General features: G+C 74.2%; 17 protein-coding genes. 14 read left to right on the top strand and 3 right to left on the bottom strand.

What is annotated here, in order from left to right:
- Window positions 1-114 precede the first annotated feature (114 nt).
- From alr to AB0L74_RS15385, 4 genes are all read left to right on the top strand, one after another.
- On the top strand, window positions 115-1,323 hold the full coding sequence (gene alr, locus AB0L74_RS15400; protein WP_365651034.1) for an alanine racemase: 1,209 nt from the start codon (window positions 115-117) through the stop codon (window positions 1,321-1,323).
- 95 nt (window positions 1,324-1,418) lie between these two features.
- Window positions 1,419-2,672, top strand: a complete 1,254-nt coding sequence (locus AB0L74_RS15395) for an alpha/beta hydrolase (protein WP_365651031.1) — start codon at window positions 1,419-1,421, stop codon at window positions 2,670-2,672.
- The gene (gene tsaE, locus AB0L74_RS15390; RefSeq protein WP_365651028.1) at window positions 2,638-3,162 is read left to right on the top strand and encodes a tRNA (adenosine(37)-N6)-threonylcarbamoyltransferase complex ATPase subunit type 1 TsaE; all 525 of its coding nucleotides are present in this window, start codon (window positions 2,638-2,640) and stop codon (window positions 3,160-3,162) included. Before AB0L74_RS15395 ends, tsaE begins: the two co-directional genes overlap by 35 nt.
- 365 nt (window positions 3,163-3,527) lie before the next feature.
- Window positions 3,528-3,671: a hypothetical protein gene (locus AB0L74_RS15385; protein ID WP_365651025.1), complete on the top strand. Its 144-nt coding sequence runs from the start codon at window positions 3,528-3,530 to the stop codon at window positions 3,669-3,671.
- 92 nt (window positions 3,672-3,763) lie between these two features.
- On the opposite strand, the gene AB0L74_RS15380 is transcribed toward AB0L74_RS15385, so the two are convergent.
- Window positions 3,764-4,318, bottom strand: coding sequence for a hypothetical protein (locus AB0L74_RS15380; protein ID WP_365651022.1), 555 nt, complete (start codon window positions 4,316-4,318; stop codon window positions 3,764-3,766).
- 108 nt (window positions 4,319-4,426) lie between these two features.
- On the opposite strand from AB0L74_RS15380, the gene tsaB reads away from it, so the two are divergent.
- The 6 genes from tsaB (at window position 4,427) to AB0L74_RS15350 (ending at window position 9,439) form a co-directional block, all read left to right on the top strand.
- Window positions 4,427-5,080 carry a tRNA (adenosine(37)-N6)-threonylcarbamoyltransferase complex dimerization subunit type 1 TsaB gene (gene tsaB / locus AB0L74_RS15375; RefSeq protein WP_365651019.1) on the top strand — a complete coding sequence of 218 codons (654 nt, stop codon included), beginning with the start codon at window positions 4,427-4,429 and terminating at the stop codon, window positions 5,078-5,080.
- A gap of 41 nt (window positions 5,081-5,121) precedes the next feature.
- Window positions 5,122-5,604, top strand: a complete 483-nt coding sequence (gene rimI / locus AB0L74_RS15370; protein ID WP_365651208.1) for a ribosomal protein S18-alanine N-acetyltransferase — start codon at window positions 5,122-5,124, stop codon at window positions 5,602-5,604.
- Window positions 5,597-6,703 carry a tRNA (adenosine(37)-N6)-threonylcarbamoyltransferase complex transferase subunit TsaD gene (gene tsaD, locus AB0L74_RS15365; RefSeq protein WP_365651016.1) on the top strand — a complete coding sequence of 369 codons (1,107 nt, stop codon included), beginning with the start codon at window positions 5,597-5,599 and terminating at the stop codon, window positions 6,701-6,703. Before rimI ends, tsaD begins: the two co-directional genes overlap by 8 nt.
- On the top strand, window positions 6,700-6,957 hold the full coding sequence (locus tag AB0L74_RS15360; protein WP_365651013.1) for a hypothetical protein: 258 nt from the start codon (window positions 6,700-6,702) through the stop codon (window positions 6,955-6,957). Before tsaD ends, AB0L74_RS15360 begins: the two co-directional genes overlap by 4 nt.
- A gap of 252 nt (window positions 6,958-7,209) precedes the next feature.
- Window positions 7,210-8,292 carry a LacI family DNA-binding transcriptional regulator gene (locus AB0L74_RS15355; RefSeq protein ID WP_365651011.1) on the top strand — a complete coding sequence of 361 codons (1,083 nt, stop codon included), beginning with the start codon at window positions 7,210-7,212 and terminating at the stop codon, window positions 8,290-8,292.
- 145 nt (window positions 8,293-8,437) lie between these two features.
- A complete protein-coding gene (locus tag AB0L74_RS15350; RefSeq protein WP_365651007.1) occupies window positions 8,438-9,439 on the top strand; it encodes an LCP family protein in 1,002 nt (333 codons plus the stop codon).
- Window positions 9,440-9,704: 265 nt separating this feature from the next.
- Here the strand turns inward: AB0L74_RS15350 and AB0L74_RS15345 are convergent, their stop codons facing one another.
- Window positions 9,705-11,009, bottom strand: a complete 1,305-nt coding sequence (locus AB0L74_RS15345; protein WP_365651004.1) for a methyltransferase domain-containing protein — start codon at window positions 11,007-11,009, stop codon at window positions 9,705-9,707.
- Window positions 11,010-11,054: 45 nt separating this feature from the next.
- Between AB0L74_RS15345 and AB0L74_RS15340 the strand changes: the two genes are divergently transcribed.
- The 4 genes from AB0L74_RS15340 (at window position 11,055) to groL (ending at window position 14,946) form a co-directional block, all read left to right on the top strand.
- On the top strand, window positions 11,055-11,930 hold the full coding sequence (locus tag AB0L74_RS15340; protein ID WP_365651205.1) for a polysaccharide deacetylase family protein: 876 nt from the start codon (window positions 11,055-11,057) through the stop codon (window positions 11,928-11,930).
- Window positions 11,927-12,661: a polysaccharide deacetylase family protein gene (locus tag AB0L74_RS15335; RefSeq protein ID WP_365651001.1), complete on the top strand. Its 735-nt coding sequence runs from the start codon at window positions 11,927-11,929 to the stop codon at window positions 12,659-12,661. The genes AB0L74_RS15340 and AB0L74_RS15335 overlap by 4 nt, the downstream gene beginning before the upstream one ends.
- A gap of 227 nt (window positions 12,662-12,888) precedes the next feature.
- Window positions 12,889-13,197, top strand: coding sequence for a co-chaperone GroES (groES, locus tag AB0L74_RS15330; RefSeq protein ID WP_029382138.1), 309 nt, complete (start codon window positions 12,889-12,891; stop codon window positions 13,195-13,197).
- Between the two features lie 120 nt (window positions 13,198-13,317).
- Entirely contained in the window at window positions 13,318-14,946 is a 1,629-nt protein-coding gene (gene groL, locus AB0L74_RS15325) for a chaperonin GroEL (protein ID WP_365650998.1), read from the top strand.
- 170 nt (window positions 14,947-15,116) lie between these two features.
- Here the strand turns inward: groL and AB0L74_RS15320 are convergent, their stop codons facing one another.
- Window positions 15,117-15,890, bottom strand: a complete 774-nt coding sequence (locus AB0L74_RS15320) for an SDR family oxidoreductase (RefSeq protein WP_365650995.1) — start codon at window positions 15,888-15,890, stop codon at window positions 15,117-15,119.
- Window positions 15,891-15,972 lie beyond the last annotated feature (82 nt).

The following is a 15,972-nucleotide window of genomic DNA, read 5'->3' as shown; positions in this document are numbered from 1 at the left end:
AGCGGGCCTCGGCCGGAGGGGGTGCCGTGGCAGGCGGGCACGGGGGAGCGGGCCGGGGCCCCGGGCCGGTGCGGTCGGACCGGCCGGTGTGGCGCTCTGAGACACTGGGGCACGATGAGTGAGACAGCAGCCCTGCGGACCGCGACCCTGCGGGCCCGCGCCGAGATCGATCTGGCCGCCCTGCGGGCCAACGTGCGCGTGCTGCGCGAACGGGCGCGCGGCGCGGCCGTCATGGCCGTGGTGAAGGCGGACGCGTACGGCCACGGCGCGCTGCCGTGCGCCCGCGCGGCCGTCGAGGCCGGCGCGACCTGGCTGGGCACGGCGACGCCGCAGGAAGCGCTCGCGCTGCGGGCGGCGGACGGCATCCCCGCCGACGTCCGGATCATGTGCTGGCTGTGGACGCCGGGCGGGCCCTGGCGGCAGGGGATCGAGGCCGGCCTCGACATGTCCGTCAGCGCCCTGTGGGCCCTGGCGGAGGTCACCGAGGCCGCCCGGCGCGCGGGGCGCCCCGCGCGGGTGCAGCTCAAGGCCGACACCGGACTCGGGCGGGGCGGCTGCCAGCCCGGCGAGGACTGGGCCGTACTCGTCCGGGAAGCCCTGCGGGCCGAACGCGCGGGGCTGCTGCGGGTCACCGGCCTGTGGTCCCACTTCGCCTGCGCCGACGAGCCGGGGCACCCCTCCATCGCCGCCCAGCTCACCCGCTTCCGGGAGATGGTGGCGTACGCCGAGGAGCAGGGCGTCCGCCCCGAGGTGCGCCACATCGCCAACTCGCCGGCCACGCTCACCCTGCCCGAGGCCCGCTTCGACCTCGTACGGACGGGCATCGCCATGTACGGCATCTCGCCCAGCCCCGAGATCGGCACCCCGGACGACTTCGGACTGCGCCCGGTGATGACGCTGACCGCCTCGCTCGCCCTGGTCAAGCAGGTGCCCGGCGGCCACGGCGTCAGCTACGGGCACCGCTACACCACGCCCGGCCGGACCACCCTCGGCCTGGTCCCGCTGGGGTACGCCGACGGCGTCCCGCGGCACGCCTCCTCCACCGGGCCCGTGCTGGTCGACGGCAAGTGGCGTACGGTCGCCGGCCGGATCGCGATGGACCAGTTCGTCGTGGATCTCGGCGGGGACGAGCCCGAACCGGGGGCGGAGGCCGTCCTGTTCGGGCCCGGCGACCGCGGTGAGCCCACCGCCGAGGACTGGGCCCAGGCCGCGGGCACCATCGCGTACGAGATCGTCACCCGGATCGGACCGCGCGTCCCCCGCGTCCACCTGAACGACGCGCCCGCCGGCGACGTCCCGGTGGACGAGCGGCGAGCCGGGTAACCGACAAGGACGGCACGGCACTTCGGCACCACCCACGCACAAGACCCCACCCCGGCTTACGAGCCGAACACCAGTCCGGCGAGGAGGAGCGGTACGTGAGCGAGAGCAGCGGGGAGGCCGTCGCGGACGTCGCCGCGGCGGCCGTCGCCTCCGCCGCGGAAGCGGCCGCCGGAGGCTGGCGCCGGGCCACCGGCATCGCCGGCGTCGCGCTGGGCGTCGTCGCGGCGGGCGCGGCGGCCGGCGTCGCCCTGGAGCGGCTCACCGTCGGCCGGGGCATACGCCGCAGGGCGCGGCTCGTCCTGGACGCGGCCGGACCGTACGGCGCGCTGCGCGGCACGCCCGGCACGGCGTACGCCGAGGACGGCACCGAGCTGTACTACGAGGTCGACGACGCGGAGCCCGAGGGCGGCCCGGCGGCGCGCCGCCGGCGCCTCTTCGGCCGCAAGGCGCCCGCCCCGGTCACCGTCGTCTTCTGCCACGGCTACTGCCTCAACCAGGACTCCTGGCACTTCCAGCGGGCGGCGCTGCGGGGCCTGGTGCGCACCGTGCACTGGGACCAGCGCAGCCACGGCCGGTCCGGGCGGGGCGTGGCGCAGGTCCGCGACGGCGCGCCGGTCACCATCGACGAGCTGGGCGGCGACCTGAAGGCCGTCCTGGACGCGGCCGTGCCCGAGGGGCCGATCGTGCTGGTGGGGCACTCCATGGGTGGCATGACGGTGATGGCGCTGGCCGACCGGTTCCCCGAGCTGATCCGTGAGCGGGTCGTCGCCGCGGCCCTGGTCGGCACCTCCTCCGGGCGGCTCGGCGAGGTCAACTTCGGGCTGCCGGTCGCCGGGGTCAACGCGGTGCGGCGGGTGCTGCCCGGGGTGCTGAAGGCGCTCGGGCAGCGGGCCGAGCTGGTGGAGAAGGGGCGCCGGGCGACCGCGGACCTGTTCGCCGGGATCATCAAGCGGTACTCGTTCGCGTCCCGGGACGTCGATCCGGCCGTCGCCCGGTTCGCCGAGCGGATGATCGAGTCCACGCCGATCGACGTCGTCGCCGAGTACTACCCGGCCTTCGACGACCACGACAAGACCGACGCGCTCGCCCGCTTCGCGGGTCTGCCGGTGCTCGTGCTGGCCGGGATCCAGGACATGGTCACGCCCAGCGAGCACAGCGAGGCGATCGCCGGCCTGCTGCCGGGCGCCGAACTGGTGCTGGTGCCGGACGCCGGGCACCTGGTGATGCTGGAGCATCCGGAGGTGGTCACCGACCGCCTCGCCGACCTGCTGGCACGCGCGGGCGCGGTGCCCGCAGGGGCTACGGTTGAGGGCTATGGAAGCACCAGCAGCACCGCAGGGCCCGGCTGAGCCCCTGCCCGCCGTCGAGATCACCGTCACCTCCCCCGACCAGATGCGGGAACTGGGCCGCACGCTCGCCAAGCTGCTGCGCGCGGGCGACCTCGTGATGCTCACCGGGGAGCTGGGCGCGGGCAAGACCACGCTGACCCGCGGGCTGGGCGAGGGGCTCGGCGTGCGCGGCGCCGTCACCTCCCCCACCTTCGTCATCGCCCGTGTGCACCCCTCCCTCGGTGACGGGCCGCCGCTCGTCCACGTCGACGCCTACCGCCTGTCCGGCGGCCTGGACGAGATGGAGGACCTCGACCTCGACGTCTCGCTGCCCGAGTCCGTGATCGTGGTGGAGTGGGGCGAGGGCAAGGTCGAGGAGCTGACCGACGACCGGCTGCAGATCTTGATCCACCGCGCCGTGGGCGACACCACCGACGAGGTGCGGCACGTGACGCTGACGGGCATCGGGGAGCGGTGGGCCGCGGCCGACCTGAGCGTGCTCGCCGTCTGAGCGGGAGGTCGCCGGCCGCCCCGCGGCGGGGAACCCTCTGTCCGGGGCCCGGGGCCCGGGGCCCGAGGCCCGGCTGTCCGGGGCCCGGGGCCCGAGGCCCGGCGCCTGAGGCTCGACGCCGTTTCGTGTGTCTCGGGAACGTCCGGGATGCCTCGTTGGCGGGTTCTCGTCCCGGAATATTCCGACAGGCCGTCGGCAAGGTGTTGCGTTCGGCGTCCGGCGCGTGGTCACATGGTATCCAGTCCGTAGTTAGGTCTACCTAACTACGTCCGCCCCCGGCCCCCCAGGAGGCGTCCATGTCGGCTTCAGGAACCCACGCGCAACCGCGGCCGCAGTCAGAGCCACGGCAGCCGAAGGCGCCCGGGGTGTCCGGGGTGTCCGGGGTGGTGTCCATGGGCGATCTGCTGGCGGCCTGCGCCGCCGCGACCGCCGTCTCCACCCCGCCGCGCCCGCCGGACCTTCCGGCGGCCGCGTCCCGGCGGGCCGGAGAACACCGCGAGGCCGCCTGAGGCCCACGGGGCCCTGAGGCCACGGGGCCCTGACCACGGGGCAGGGGCCGCGGAGCGTCAGAGCCCTCCGCCGCCCGGCCGCCCGGCCTCGCTCAGCGGATGACGACGATGCGCTGCCCGATCGTCGCGAAGTGCCACATCGCGTGGCCGTCGGCGCGGGACTGGCGGATGCCGCCCGTGCGCACGTTCGGGTTGGGCGTGGGCATCGAGCCGTCCACGGCCGCGCTGAAGCCGATGACCACCCCGTCCACACCGGCGAAGCGCACCACGTGCTCCACCGGGATGCCGTCGGAGCCGGTGATCGCCTTCGAGCGGGAGGTGACCGCGTAGGTGCCCGGCGCCGGGTCCACCGAGCTGGGGACGACCTTGAACGTGCGCTGGACCCGGTTGTCCGCGCCGACCAGCCACACCCGGTCGTCGTCCAGCGAGTACACGACCCGCTCGCCCTGCCCGGACCCGCCCGGCAGCGCGGTGGGGTTCCGCTGGTCGCGGGGCGCCTTGGCGGGCCCCGGGGCGGGGCTGGCGGCGGAGCGCGGCTTGCCCAGGCCGGCCGGGACCGTGGCCGACGCCTGGTAGGCGAGGACGCCCACCGTCACGAGGGCCGCCGCGGTGAGCCCGGCGACGATCCCGGCGCTGCTGCTTGCCACTGGCGACCACCTCGTCGTCGTACGTCGTGCTTGCTGGCGACGGTAGCAGGACGTGACCGTCCGACCGGGGCGGCCGTGCGCCCGGCGCGGGAGCCGTAGGCTGTTTGCGTGCTCTTGCTCGCTCTGGATACCGCCACTCCCGCCGTGACCGTCGCGCTGCACGACGGTACGGATGTCATCGCCTCGTCGAGCCAGGTGGACGCGCGCCGCCACGGTGAGCTGCTGCTTCCGGCCGTGGACCGGGTGCTCGCCGAGGCCGGCCTGAAGCTCGACGCCGTCACCGGCATCGTCGCCGGCATCGGGCCCGGCCCCTACACCGGCCTGCGCGTCGGCCTGATGACCGCGGAGACCTTCTCCCTCGCGCTCGGCGTGCCCGTGCACGGTCTGTGCACGCTGGACGGCCTGGCGTACGCCGCCGACCTGCCGGGCCCCTTCGTCGTGGCGACCGACGCCCGCCGCAAGGAGGTCTACTGGGCCCGCTACGCCGACTCCCGCACCCGTCTGACCGACCCGGCCGTCGACCGCCCCGCCGACATCGCCGAGCAGATCCGCGACCTGCCCGCGGTCGGCGCGGGCGCGCTGCTCTACCCGGACACCTTCCCCCGGGCGCACGAGCCCGAGCACGTCTCGGCCGCCGCCCTGGCCAGGCTGGCCGCCGAGAAGCTCGCGGCCGGCGAGGAGCTGCCCGCGCCCCGGCCGCTGTACCTGCGCCGGCCCGACGCCCAGGTCCCCAAGAACTACAAGGTGGTCACGCCGAAGTGACCGGGCAAGTGACCGGGTCGGCGCCCGCCGTGCTGCGCGAGATGCGCTGGTGGGACATCGAACCCGTGCTGGAGCTGGAACGGGAGCTGTTCCCTGACGACGCCTGGTCGCGCGGGATGTTCTGGTCCGAGCTGGCCCACGCGCGCGGGCCGGCGGCCACCCACCGCTACCTCGTGGCGGAGCTGGACGGCCGGATCGCCGGATACGCGGGCCTGGCCGCCGCCGGGGGCGTCGGCGACGTCCAGACCATCGCGGTCGCCCGCGACCAGTGGGGCACCGGCCTCGGCCGCCGGCTGCTGACCGAGCTGCTGCGCGCCGCGACCGCCTTCGAGTGCGCCGAGGTGCTCCTCGAATGCCGCGTCGACAACGTCCGCGCCCAGAAGCTCTACGAGCGCTTCGGCTTCGAGCCCATCGGCCTCAGACGCGGCTACTACCAGCCGGGGAACGTGGACGCCCTGGTGATGCGCCTGACCGACCCCGCAACCTCCCTCAACGGCGTACAAGGAACCGAGATCAATGGCTGACTCACGCGACGAGCCGCTCGTCCTGGGTATCGAGACCTCCTGCGACGAGACCGGCGTCGGCATCGTCCGCGGCACCACCCTGCTGGCCGACGCCGTCGCCTCCAGCGTCGACGAGCACGCCCGCTTCGGCGGTGTCGTGCCGGAGGTGGCGAGCCGCGCCCACCTGGAGGCGATGGTCCCCACCATCGACCGCGCGCTGAAGGAGGCGGGGGTGAGCGCCAGGGACCTGGACGGCATCGCCGTCACCGCCGGTCCCGGACTCGCCGGCGCCCTGCTGGTCGGCGTCTCGGCGGCGAAGGCGTACGCCTACGCGCTCGGCAAGCCGCTGTACGGCGTCAACCACCTCGCCTCGCACATCTGCGTCGACCAGCTGGAGCACGGCGCGCTGCCCGAGCCGACGATGGCGCTGCTGGTCTCCGGCGGCCACTCCTCGCTGCTGCTGTCGACGGACATCACCTCCGACGTCCGCCCGATGGGAGCCACCATCGACGACGCGGCCGGCGAGGCGTTCGACAAGATCGCCCGCGTGCTGAACCTCGGCTTCCCCGGCGGCCCGGTCATCGACCGGTACGCGCGCGAGGGCGACCCGCAGGCGATCGCGTTCCCGCGCGGGCTGACCGGGCCGCGCGACCCGGCGTACGACTTCTCCTTCTCCGGCCTGAAGACGGCCGTGGCCCGCTGGATCGAGGCCAAGCGGGCGGCGGGGGAGGAGGTGCCGGTGCGGGACGTGGCGGCCTCCTTCCAGGAGGCGGTCGTCGACGTGCTCACCCGCAAGGCGGTGCGCGCCTGCAAGGACGAGGGCGTCGACCACCTGATGATCGGCGGCGGGGTCGCCGCCAACTCCCGGCTGCGGGCGCTGGCCCAGGAGCGGTGCGAGGCGGCCGGGATCCGGCTGCGCGTGCCCCGGCCCAAGCTGTGCACGGACAACGGCGCGATGGTCGCGGCGCTCGGCGCGGAGATGGTCGCCCGGGGCCGGGCCGCCTCCGACTGGGACCTGTCGGCGGACTCGTCGCTGCCCGTGACGGACCCGCACGTCCCGGGCCACGCGCACGGCCACGACCATGTGCACGAGGTGAGCAAGGAGAACCTGTACTCATGACGGTGGCCCTGATGTGGGAGGCGCGGGCCGTGGCCGGGCGGGGAGAGGAACTGCTGGCCTGGGCCCGGGCGCAGCGGCTGCCGCGCGCTCCGCTGCGCCGGGAGACCTTCCGCGCCCCGCGGGACCGGGTCCTGGTCATCACCTGGTGGGACGCTCCGTACGACGCCGGCCTGCCCGAACTCCCCGAGCCGGACGCGGAGCTGGTCACCCGGGCGGTGCACCGCTGGCGGTTCGAGGCGGTGGACGCGGACTGACCGGCGGGCGGGGCCGGGCCCTCGGTGCGGCCGTACCCCCGGCCCGGGGGCGCGGCCGTACCCGTTTCCGGTGGGCCGCCCGGTGCGCCCCGCCCGCTGTGCGGGCCGTCGGAACGGGCCGGGCGGGCGGATTGGACAGCCACGCCGTGGCGAATGTTGCGGCCGGTTGACCGAATGTTCCGGGCGGCCGGAGTGCCCCGATGGGTTCTGATGGCTTCATTCGCGAGGGCCACGGAGGATACGATCGCCGCCATGACATCCCCGCAGCCCGCTGAAACCCGGACGCAAGGGCGATCCACGCAGTCCGCGACACTCGCCGAGATCGCCCGTGCGGCCGGTGTGTCGGCACCGACTGTTTCGAAAGTTCTCAACGGACGCGCCGACGTCGCCCCGGCCACCCGGAGCCGGGTGGAGGAGCTGCTGCGCGCCCACGGCTACCGCCGCCGACGGGCCGAGGCGACCCGCTCGCCCCTCATCGACCTGGTCTTCCACGAACTGGAGAGCGCCTGGGCGATGGAGGTCATCCGGGGCGTGGAGAACGTGGCGCGGGACGCGGGACTGAGCGTCGTCCTCTCCGAGAGCGCGGGGCGGCTGACCCCCGGGCGGAGCTGGGCCGACCAGGTCGCCGCCCGCCGCCCGCACGGCGTGGTGCTGGTGCTGTCCGGCCTCGACGAGTCCCAGCGCGCCCTGCTGACCAGCCGTTCCATCCCGTTCGTGGTGATGGACCCGGCCGGTGACCCGGGCGCCGACGTGCCGTCCATCGGCGCCACCAACTGGCAGGGCGGACTGGCGGCCACCCGCCATCTGATCGAACTCGGGCACCGCAGGATCGGCGCGATCAGCGGGCCGTCGCGGATGATGTGCAGCCGCGCCCGCGTCGACGGCTACCGGGCCGCCCTGGAGACGGCCGGACTCCCGGTGGACCCCCAGCTGATCACCGCCGGCGACTTCCACCACGAGGCCGGCTACCGGCAGGGCCTCACCCTGCTGCGCCGCCCCGACCGGCCCACCGCCGTCTTCGCCGGCAACGACCTCCAGGCGCTCGGGCTCTACGAGGCCGCGCGCGAGCTGGGACTGCGCATCCCGGAGGACCTCAGCGTGGTGGGCTTCGACGATCTGCCGGTGGCGCGCTGGGTGGGCCCGCCGCTGACGACCGTACGGCAGCCGCTGACCGAGATGGCCGAGGCCGCCGCCCGCCTCGTCCTCGACCTCGGCCGCGACGACGGCTCCGCGGCGGCGACCCGGGTGGAACTGGCCACCAGCCTGGTGGTGCGCAGCAGCACGGCTCCGCCCGCGACGGCCCGGGCGGAGAACCCGGCGGAGGCGGACGGCTGAAAAGTCTGAGAAATTCCGAAGAAAGTCCGCCCCGGACGTCCGCCTGTCATAAATCGGACGTACGTTCCTCCCTGTAGGGGTTGCACGGGGACACGCGGGGACACGCGGGCGGTGCGCGCGGCGCGCCGGGAACGGGGGCGGGCCCATGGGCGGGCGGTCGAGGCTCGTACGGATCGCCGGTCTCGCCCTGGCGGGCGCGCTGCTGCTGGGCGCCGCCGCGGCGGGATGGGCGTACCGGCAGCTGAACGGCAACATCACCAGCGTCGACATCGACCAGGCCCTCGGCGACGACCGCCCGGCCCGGCCCGTGACGACGCCGTCCGCGGCGGCCCCGCCGCCCACCGGGCCCCTGAACATCCTCGTGCTCGGCTCGGACTCGCGCGGCGGCGAGGAGAACCGGGAGCTGGGCGGCGGTGACAGCGAGGGCGCCCGCTCCGACACCGCGATGATCGTCCACCTCGACGCGGGCCGTACCGGCGCGACCGTCGTGAGCATCCCGCGCGACACGCTCGTCACGCGCCCCTCCTGCCCGCTGCCGTCCGGCGGCGCGACGCCCGAGGCGCGGAACGCGATGTTCAACAGCGCGTACGCCGTGGGCGGTCCGGTGTGCGCGGTCAAGACGGCCGAGGCGCTCACCGACGTCCGCATGGACCACTACATCGAGATCGACTTCTCCGGCTTCACCCGGCTCGTGGACGCGCTCGGCGGGGTCACCGTCACGATCGACGAGGACATCGACGACGACAAGAGCCATCTGCGCCTCCCGGCGGGCACCCACCGCCTGAACGGCACCCAGGCCCTGGGCCTGGCCCGCACCCGGTACGGCCTGGCCCAGGGCAGCGACCTGGCCCGCATAGAACTCCAGCACAAGCTGGTCAAGGCGCTGCTGGAACGAATCTCCTCGGCCGGTCTGCTCACCGACCCGGCCCGGCTGTACCGGATCGCCGACGCGGTCACCGGCAGCCTCACCACCGACACCGGCCTGGACTCCCTCGGCGAACTGGCCGGCCTCGGCCAGAGTCTGCGGGGCCTGTCGCCGTCCGGCGTGCGGACGGTGACGATGCCGGTGGTACCGGCTCCCTGGGACGCCAACCGGGTGGTGGCGAGGGAGCCGGAGGCGGAGCGTCTCTGGGCGTCCCTGCGCTGACCGCGCCCGCCCTGCGGACCCGGCTCCGCGGGACGGCCCTGAACCAGACCCGCCGCCGCACCCGCCCTGCGGGACTGCGACCCTCCTGCCGAGCGTGCGCGGCGCCCTGCCGCACCGCCTGGGCCGTAGGGACGAGGCCCGCGCGGAGTGCGCCCGGGCCGCCCCGCTGACCGGCGACGAACGGGAGCGGCGGATGCTGACGCGGCGCGCCGGGCAGTGCGGCGCCGGGCGGCCGCGGGGGATGGCGCCCGGCGGGCGGGGGCTTTCAGGGCGTGCCGGACGGGGCCGGGCGCACCGGATGGCCGACGAGCATCGCCGGGGCCCCCGCCACCCGGGTCAGGAACACCGTCGCCGCGTTCGGTCCCTGCGGCCTGACCTTCCGCCGCAGCTCCTCCGGCTCGACCGCCGACCCCCGCTTCTTCACGGTCAGCGTCCCGACCCCCCGCTCCCGCAGCAGCGCCTTCAGCCTCTTGACGTTGAAGGGGAGGTGGTCGGTGATCTCGTACGCGGTGGCGTACGGCGTGGGCAGCAGGTCGTCGGCCGTGACGTAGGCGATGGTCGCGTCGAGCAGCCCGCCGCCGACCCGCTCGGCGACCTCGGCGACCAGATGGGCGCGGATGACCGCTCCGTCGGGCTCGTACAGGTACCGCCCGACGGGCCGCACCGCCGGGTCGGGCAGGCGCCGGGACAGCAGGGTGCGCGGCCCCGGCAGCAGCGTGGCCCGCACGGCTCCGGGCTCGGTGCCGAACCAGAGCACCGCCTCCTTCACGTCCCCGCCGTCGGAGACCCACTCGGCCTCGGCGCCGGCGGGCACGGCCTCGTGGGGGATGCCGGGCGCGACCTTCAGCGCGGCGGCGCGGGATGCCCCGCGGGCGGCCTCCACGGCCCAGGACAGGGGCGGCGAGTAGCTCTCCGGGTCGAAGACGCGGCCCCGTCCGCCGCGCCGCGCCGGGTCGACGAAGACGGCGTCGTACCCGGCCGTGTCCACCTCCGTGACGTCCGCCTCGCGGACCTCGATGAGCCCGGCGAGGCCGAGCGCGTCGGCGTTGGCGCGCGCCACCGCCGCCGTCAGCGGGTCCCGGTCCACGGCCAGCACCCGGATCCCGGCCCGGGCCAGCGCGATCGCGTCACCGCCGATCCCGCAGCACAGGTCGGCCACCGAGGTCACCCCCAGCGCCCTCATCCGCTCCGCCCGGTACGCCGCCACCGTCGCCCGGGTCGACTGCTCGACCCCGTTCGGGGTGAAGAACATCCGCCCGGCGTCCACGGCCCCGAACTTCGCCACCGCCCGCTGCCGCAGCCGCGCCTGCCCGAGCGCCGCCGACACCAGCGCGGCGGGGTGGTCGCGCCGCAGCCGGGTGGCGACCGCCAGCTCCCGGGCGGGATCGGTGCCGCGCACCTCGTCGAGGAGGGCGCGGCCCTCGGGGGTGAGCAGGGGCAGGAGGGCGTCGAGGTCGTTCACCGGCTCATTGTCGGCCAGTCGGTGGATGGTCCGCCGCGGGCCGAGGTGTCGGGCCGGGTTCCGGGGCGGCGGCTGCGAGGATCCGGCACCATGCGAGCAGTCGGACAAAATGACAAAACCGGGGTGATCTCGAAGGTGTCGCCGGGGACGCGGATCCGCGGCGGCCTCGCCGTGCTCGCCGTCGCCTCCCTGGCCGCGGGCTGCGCGCACGACGCCTCCGGGGTGCGGCCCGCCGCCGGCCAGCAGCCGCTCCAGGCGCCCCCGGCCCGCGCGCTCGACGCCTACGCCGCCAAGCTGGGCGCGGCGCACGCCGCCCGGGCCGCCGCCGCCCGGCGCTGGGGCCTGAAGCGGGTGCCGCTGACCGCCCCGCCGCCGCCCGCGCGCAAACCGGTGATCACCACGCGCCCCGGCTTCGAGGTCGACGGCCACGAGGAGCAGGGTCTGCCGCCGGTCTTCACCACCGTCCCCACCGAGGACCGGATCGTCTTCCTCACCATCGACGACGGCGCCGAGAAGGACCCGGCGTTCCTGCGGATGATGAGCGAGCTGAAGGTGCCGTACACCGCCTTCCTCAGCGACTACCTGGTCAAGGAGGACTACGGCTACTTCAAGCGGATGCAGGACCGGGGCGTCACCCTCAACAACCACACACTGCACCACCCGTACCTGCCCGCCCTGTCCTACGGCCGCCAGGAGGAGGAGATCTGCGGCATGCAGCGGGTGATCGGCGAGCGGTACGGCAAGCGCCCCACCGTCTTCCGCCCGCCGTACGGCAACTACGACGGGAACACCCTGCGCGCCGCCAAGAACTGCGGCATCGAGCACGTGCCCCTGTGGAGCGAGGAGGTCTTCGCCGACCACTGGGAGTACCGCGAGTGGGACCGCTCGCTGCACCCCGGCGACATCGTCCTCAGCCACTTCCGCGGCCGGGACGACTGGAACGGCACGATGCGCGACATGGTCCGCCGGTTCCTGGACAAGGTCACCGCCGACGGATACGCGGTGGCCCGGCTGGAGGACTACCTGTGAGGCGGCGGCGGACCCGGCCGGCCGGGGCCGCCCTGACCGCCGCCCTGACCGCCGCCCTGATCGCCGGCTGCGCCGCCGGCGGCTCCGCCCCGCTCGCCCAGCGGCCGGGCGGCAAGGGGACGCGCGAGAGCGGCCAGGGGCACCCGCTGCCGGCCGTCGTCGACCACGTCCGCACCCGGGACCCGGTCGTCTTCCTCACCTACGACGACGGCGCCGAACGCGACCCGCGGTTCCTCGCACTGGTCCGCGCCCGGCGGCTGCCGGTCACCATGTTCCTCACCGACAGCGTCGCCGGGCCCGGCTACGGGCACTTCGCGCGGCTGCGCGCGGTCGGCGCGAGCCTGCAGAACCACACCCTGGACCATCCGTCCCTGCGCGGCCTGCCCTACGCCGGACAGCGCGCCGAGATCTGCGGCCAGCAGCACAAGCTGAAGGCCCGCTTCGGCGTCCGCCCGCGGCTGCTTCGCCCGCCCTACGGCACGTACGACGCCACGACCCTGCGCGCCGCCGCCGACTGCGGCCTCGCGGCGGTCGTCCTGTGGCGGGCGGCGGCCGACGGCGAGGGCCGTCTGACGTACACCCGCGGCGCCCGCCGGCTCCACCCCGGCGACATCGTCGCCGTGGACCCGGACCGCCCGACGGGCCGCCCGCTGAGCGAGCGCACCGAGCGGGTGCTGCGGGAGATCGAGCGGCGGGGGCTGCGGGTGGGGCGGCTGGAGGACTACCTCTGACCCGTCGCGCGGCCGGGCGAGCGCCCCCGCTCGCACCCGACGCGCCGTCCGCAATTGGCACTCCGCTTGACCGAGTGCTAACGACGGTCATAGTCTCGGCTCTGGCACTCCCCCCTGGAGAGTGCCAACTACGCGACGGGCAGGTCCGGCACCCGCGACGACGGATCGACCTGGTCGCCACCTCAGACAGTTAACCCCGTGAGATCTCCGAAGGGGGAGGTCGGATCGTGACGACCGCCAGCTCCAAGGTTGCCATCAAGCCGCTCGAGGACCGCATCGTGGTCCAGCCGCTGGACGCCGAGCAGACCACGGCCTCGGGCCTGGTCATTCCGGACACCGCCAAGGAGAAGCCCCAGGAGGGCGTCGTCCTGGCCGTGGGCCCGGGCCGCATCGAGGACGGCAAGCGCGTCGAGCTTGACGTCAAGGTCGGTGACGTCGTGCTCTACAGCAAGTACGGCGGCACCGAGGTGAAGTACAACAACGAGGAGTACCTCGTTCTCTCGGCCCGCGACGTGCTCGCGATCGTCGAGAAGTAAGTCGACCTCACCTCGACTTCTGCTCAACAGCTGCGCCCTGGCCCCCGCGACCGATAACGAAGCCGGGCGCCGGGGCGCAGTCGCTTTTCATCCCAGATTTCCGAGAGGGCTCCCGCTGCCATGGCGAAGATCCTGAAGTTCGACGAGGACGCCCGTCGCGCCCTCGAGCGCGGCGTCAACAAGCTTGCCGACACGGTGAAGGTGACGATCGGCCCCAAGGGCCGCAACGTCGTCATCGACAAGAAGTTCGGCGCCCCCACCATCACCAACGACGGTGTCACGATCGCCCGCGAGGTCGAGATCGAGGACCCGTACGAGAACCTCGGCGCCCAGCTGGTGAAGGAGGTGGCGACCAAGACCAACGACATCGCTGGTGACGGCACCACCACCGCCACCGTCCTGGCCCAGGCGCTGGTCCGCGAGGGCCTGAAGAACGTCGCCGCCGGTGCCTCCCCGGCCGCCCTGAAGAAGGGCATCGACGCGGCCGTCGCCGCCGTCTCCGAGGACCTCCTCGCCACGGCCCGCCCGATCGACGAGAAGTCCGACATCGCCGCCGTCGCCGCGCTGTCCGCCCAGGACCAGCAGGTCGGCGAGCTCATCGCCGAGGCGATGGACAAGGTCGGCAAGGACGGTGTCATCACCGTCGAGGAGTCCAACACCTTCGGCCTGGAGCTGGACTTCACCGAGGGCATGGCCTTCGACAAGGGCTACCTGTCGCCGTACTTCGTGACGGACCAGGAGCGCATGGAGGCCGTCCTGGAGGACCCGTACATCCTCATCAACCAGGGCAAGATCTCCGCCATCGCGGACCTGCTGCCGCTGCTGGAGAAGGTCATCCAGGCCAACTCCTCCAAGCCGCTGCTGATCATCGCCGAGGACGTCGAGGGCGAGGCCCTGTCCACCCTCGTCGTGAACAAGATCCGCGGCACCTTCAACGCCGTCGCCGTCAAGGCCCCGGGCTTCGGCGACCGCCGCAAGGCGATGCTCCAGGACATGGCGGTCCTCACCGGCGCGACCGTCATCTCCGAGGAGGTCGGCCTCAAGCTCGACCAGGTCGGCCTGGACGTGCTCGGCTCCGCCCGCCGCGTCACCGTCACCAAGGACGACACCACGATCGTCGACGGTGCCGGCAAGTCCGAGGACGTGCAGGGCCGGGTCGCGCAGATCAAGGCCGAGATCGAGACCACCGACTCCGACTGGGACCGCGAGAAGCTCCAGGAGCGCCTCGCCAAGCTGGCCGGCGGCGTGTGCGTGATCAAGGTCGGCGCCGCCACCGAGGTGGAGCTGAAGGAGCGCAAGCACCGTCTGGAGGACGCCATCTCCGCGACCCGCGCCGCGGTCGAGGAGGGCATCGTCTCCGGTGGTGGCTCCGCCCTGGTCCACGCCTCCAAGGTCCTCGAGGGCAACCTCGACAAGACCGGCGACGAGGCCACCGGTGTCTCCGTCGTCGCGCGCGCCGTCGTCGAGCCGCTGCGCTGGATCGCGGAGAACGCCGGCCTGGAGGGCTACGTCATCGTCTCCAAGGTCAAGGAGCTGGAGAAGGGCAACGGCTACAACGCCGCCTCCGGCGAGTACGGCGACCTGATCAAGGCCGGCGTCATCGACCCGGTGAAGGTCACCCGCTCCGCCCTGGAGAACGCCGCCTCCATCGCCTCCCTGCTGCTGACGACTGAGACCCTGGTCGTCGAGAAGAAGGAAGAGGAAGAGGCCGCCGCGGGCCACGGCCACGGCCACGGCCACGCCCACTGAGCCACCGGCATCCGAGAAAGCCCCCGCCCCGCGCGACCCGCCGGGCCGGGGGCTTTCCCGCGTCCGCGCGCTGACCGGCGAGATCCCCGCCTCCGCCCCGCCGGGACGGCGGTTCACGGCGTTCTCGCCCTGCCGGGGCGGAAGTCCCCCGTCTCCGCCCCGTCACGAAGCTAGCGCGGCCCGTACTTCCGCCCCGTCTTCGACGTGATCCCGCCGAGCAGCCCGCGCGGCGCCAGCTTCGCCGCACCCATCAGCGCCTTGTAGCGCGGGTCCGGGATGGACACGGTCTTGCCCCGGGCGAGGTCCGCGAGCGCCGCCGCGACCAGCTTGTCCGCGTCCAGCCACAGCCAGCCGGGGATGTTGTCCGTGCCCATCCCGGCCCGCTGGTGGAACTCGGTGCGCACGAAGCCGGGGCACAGCGCCATCAGCCGTACGCCGCTGCCCGCCAGATCGCGCGCCGCGCCCTGGGTGAACTGCACGACCCACGCCTTGGACGCTCCGTAGGTGCCGCGCGGCACGAAGGCGGCGACGGAGGCGACGTTGACGACGCCGCCGCGTCCGCGCTCCCGCATCGCCTCCGTCGCCGCCGAGGTCAGCCGCAGCACCGCCTCGATGTGCACCTTCAGCATGCGCAGCTCGTCGGCCATGGGGACGTCGAGATAGCGGCCCTTGTTGCCGAAACCGGCGTTGTTGACCAGCAGGTCGACCGGGTTGCGGCGGTCGCGCAGCCGGGCGGCCACCGCCTCGATGCCGTCGTCGGTCGCCAGGTCGGCCGTCAGGACCTCCGCCTCGATGCCGTGCCGGTCGTGCAGCTCGGTCGCCTGCACCCGCAGCCGGCCGGTGTCGCGGGCCACCAGCACCAGGTCGTGCCCGTCGGCGGCCAGCCGCCGGGCGAACGCGGCGCCGATGCCTGCCGTCGATCCCGTAATCAATGCCGTTGTCATGACGCAAGATTAGTGACCCGGACCGTGCTCGTCCGTTTGGTCACAGGCCCTCCCGATCGATGAAGCGCGGGTGAAGGCACTC

Source organism: Streptomyces sp. NPDC052020 (assembly GCF_040680575.1).
Lineage (GTDB): Bacteria > Actinomycetota > Actinomycetes > Streptomycetales > Streptomycetaceae > Streptomyces.
This window is presented reverse-complemented; position numbering and strand designations above follow the sequence as displayed.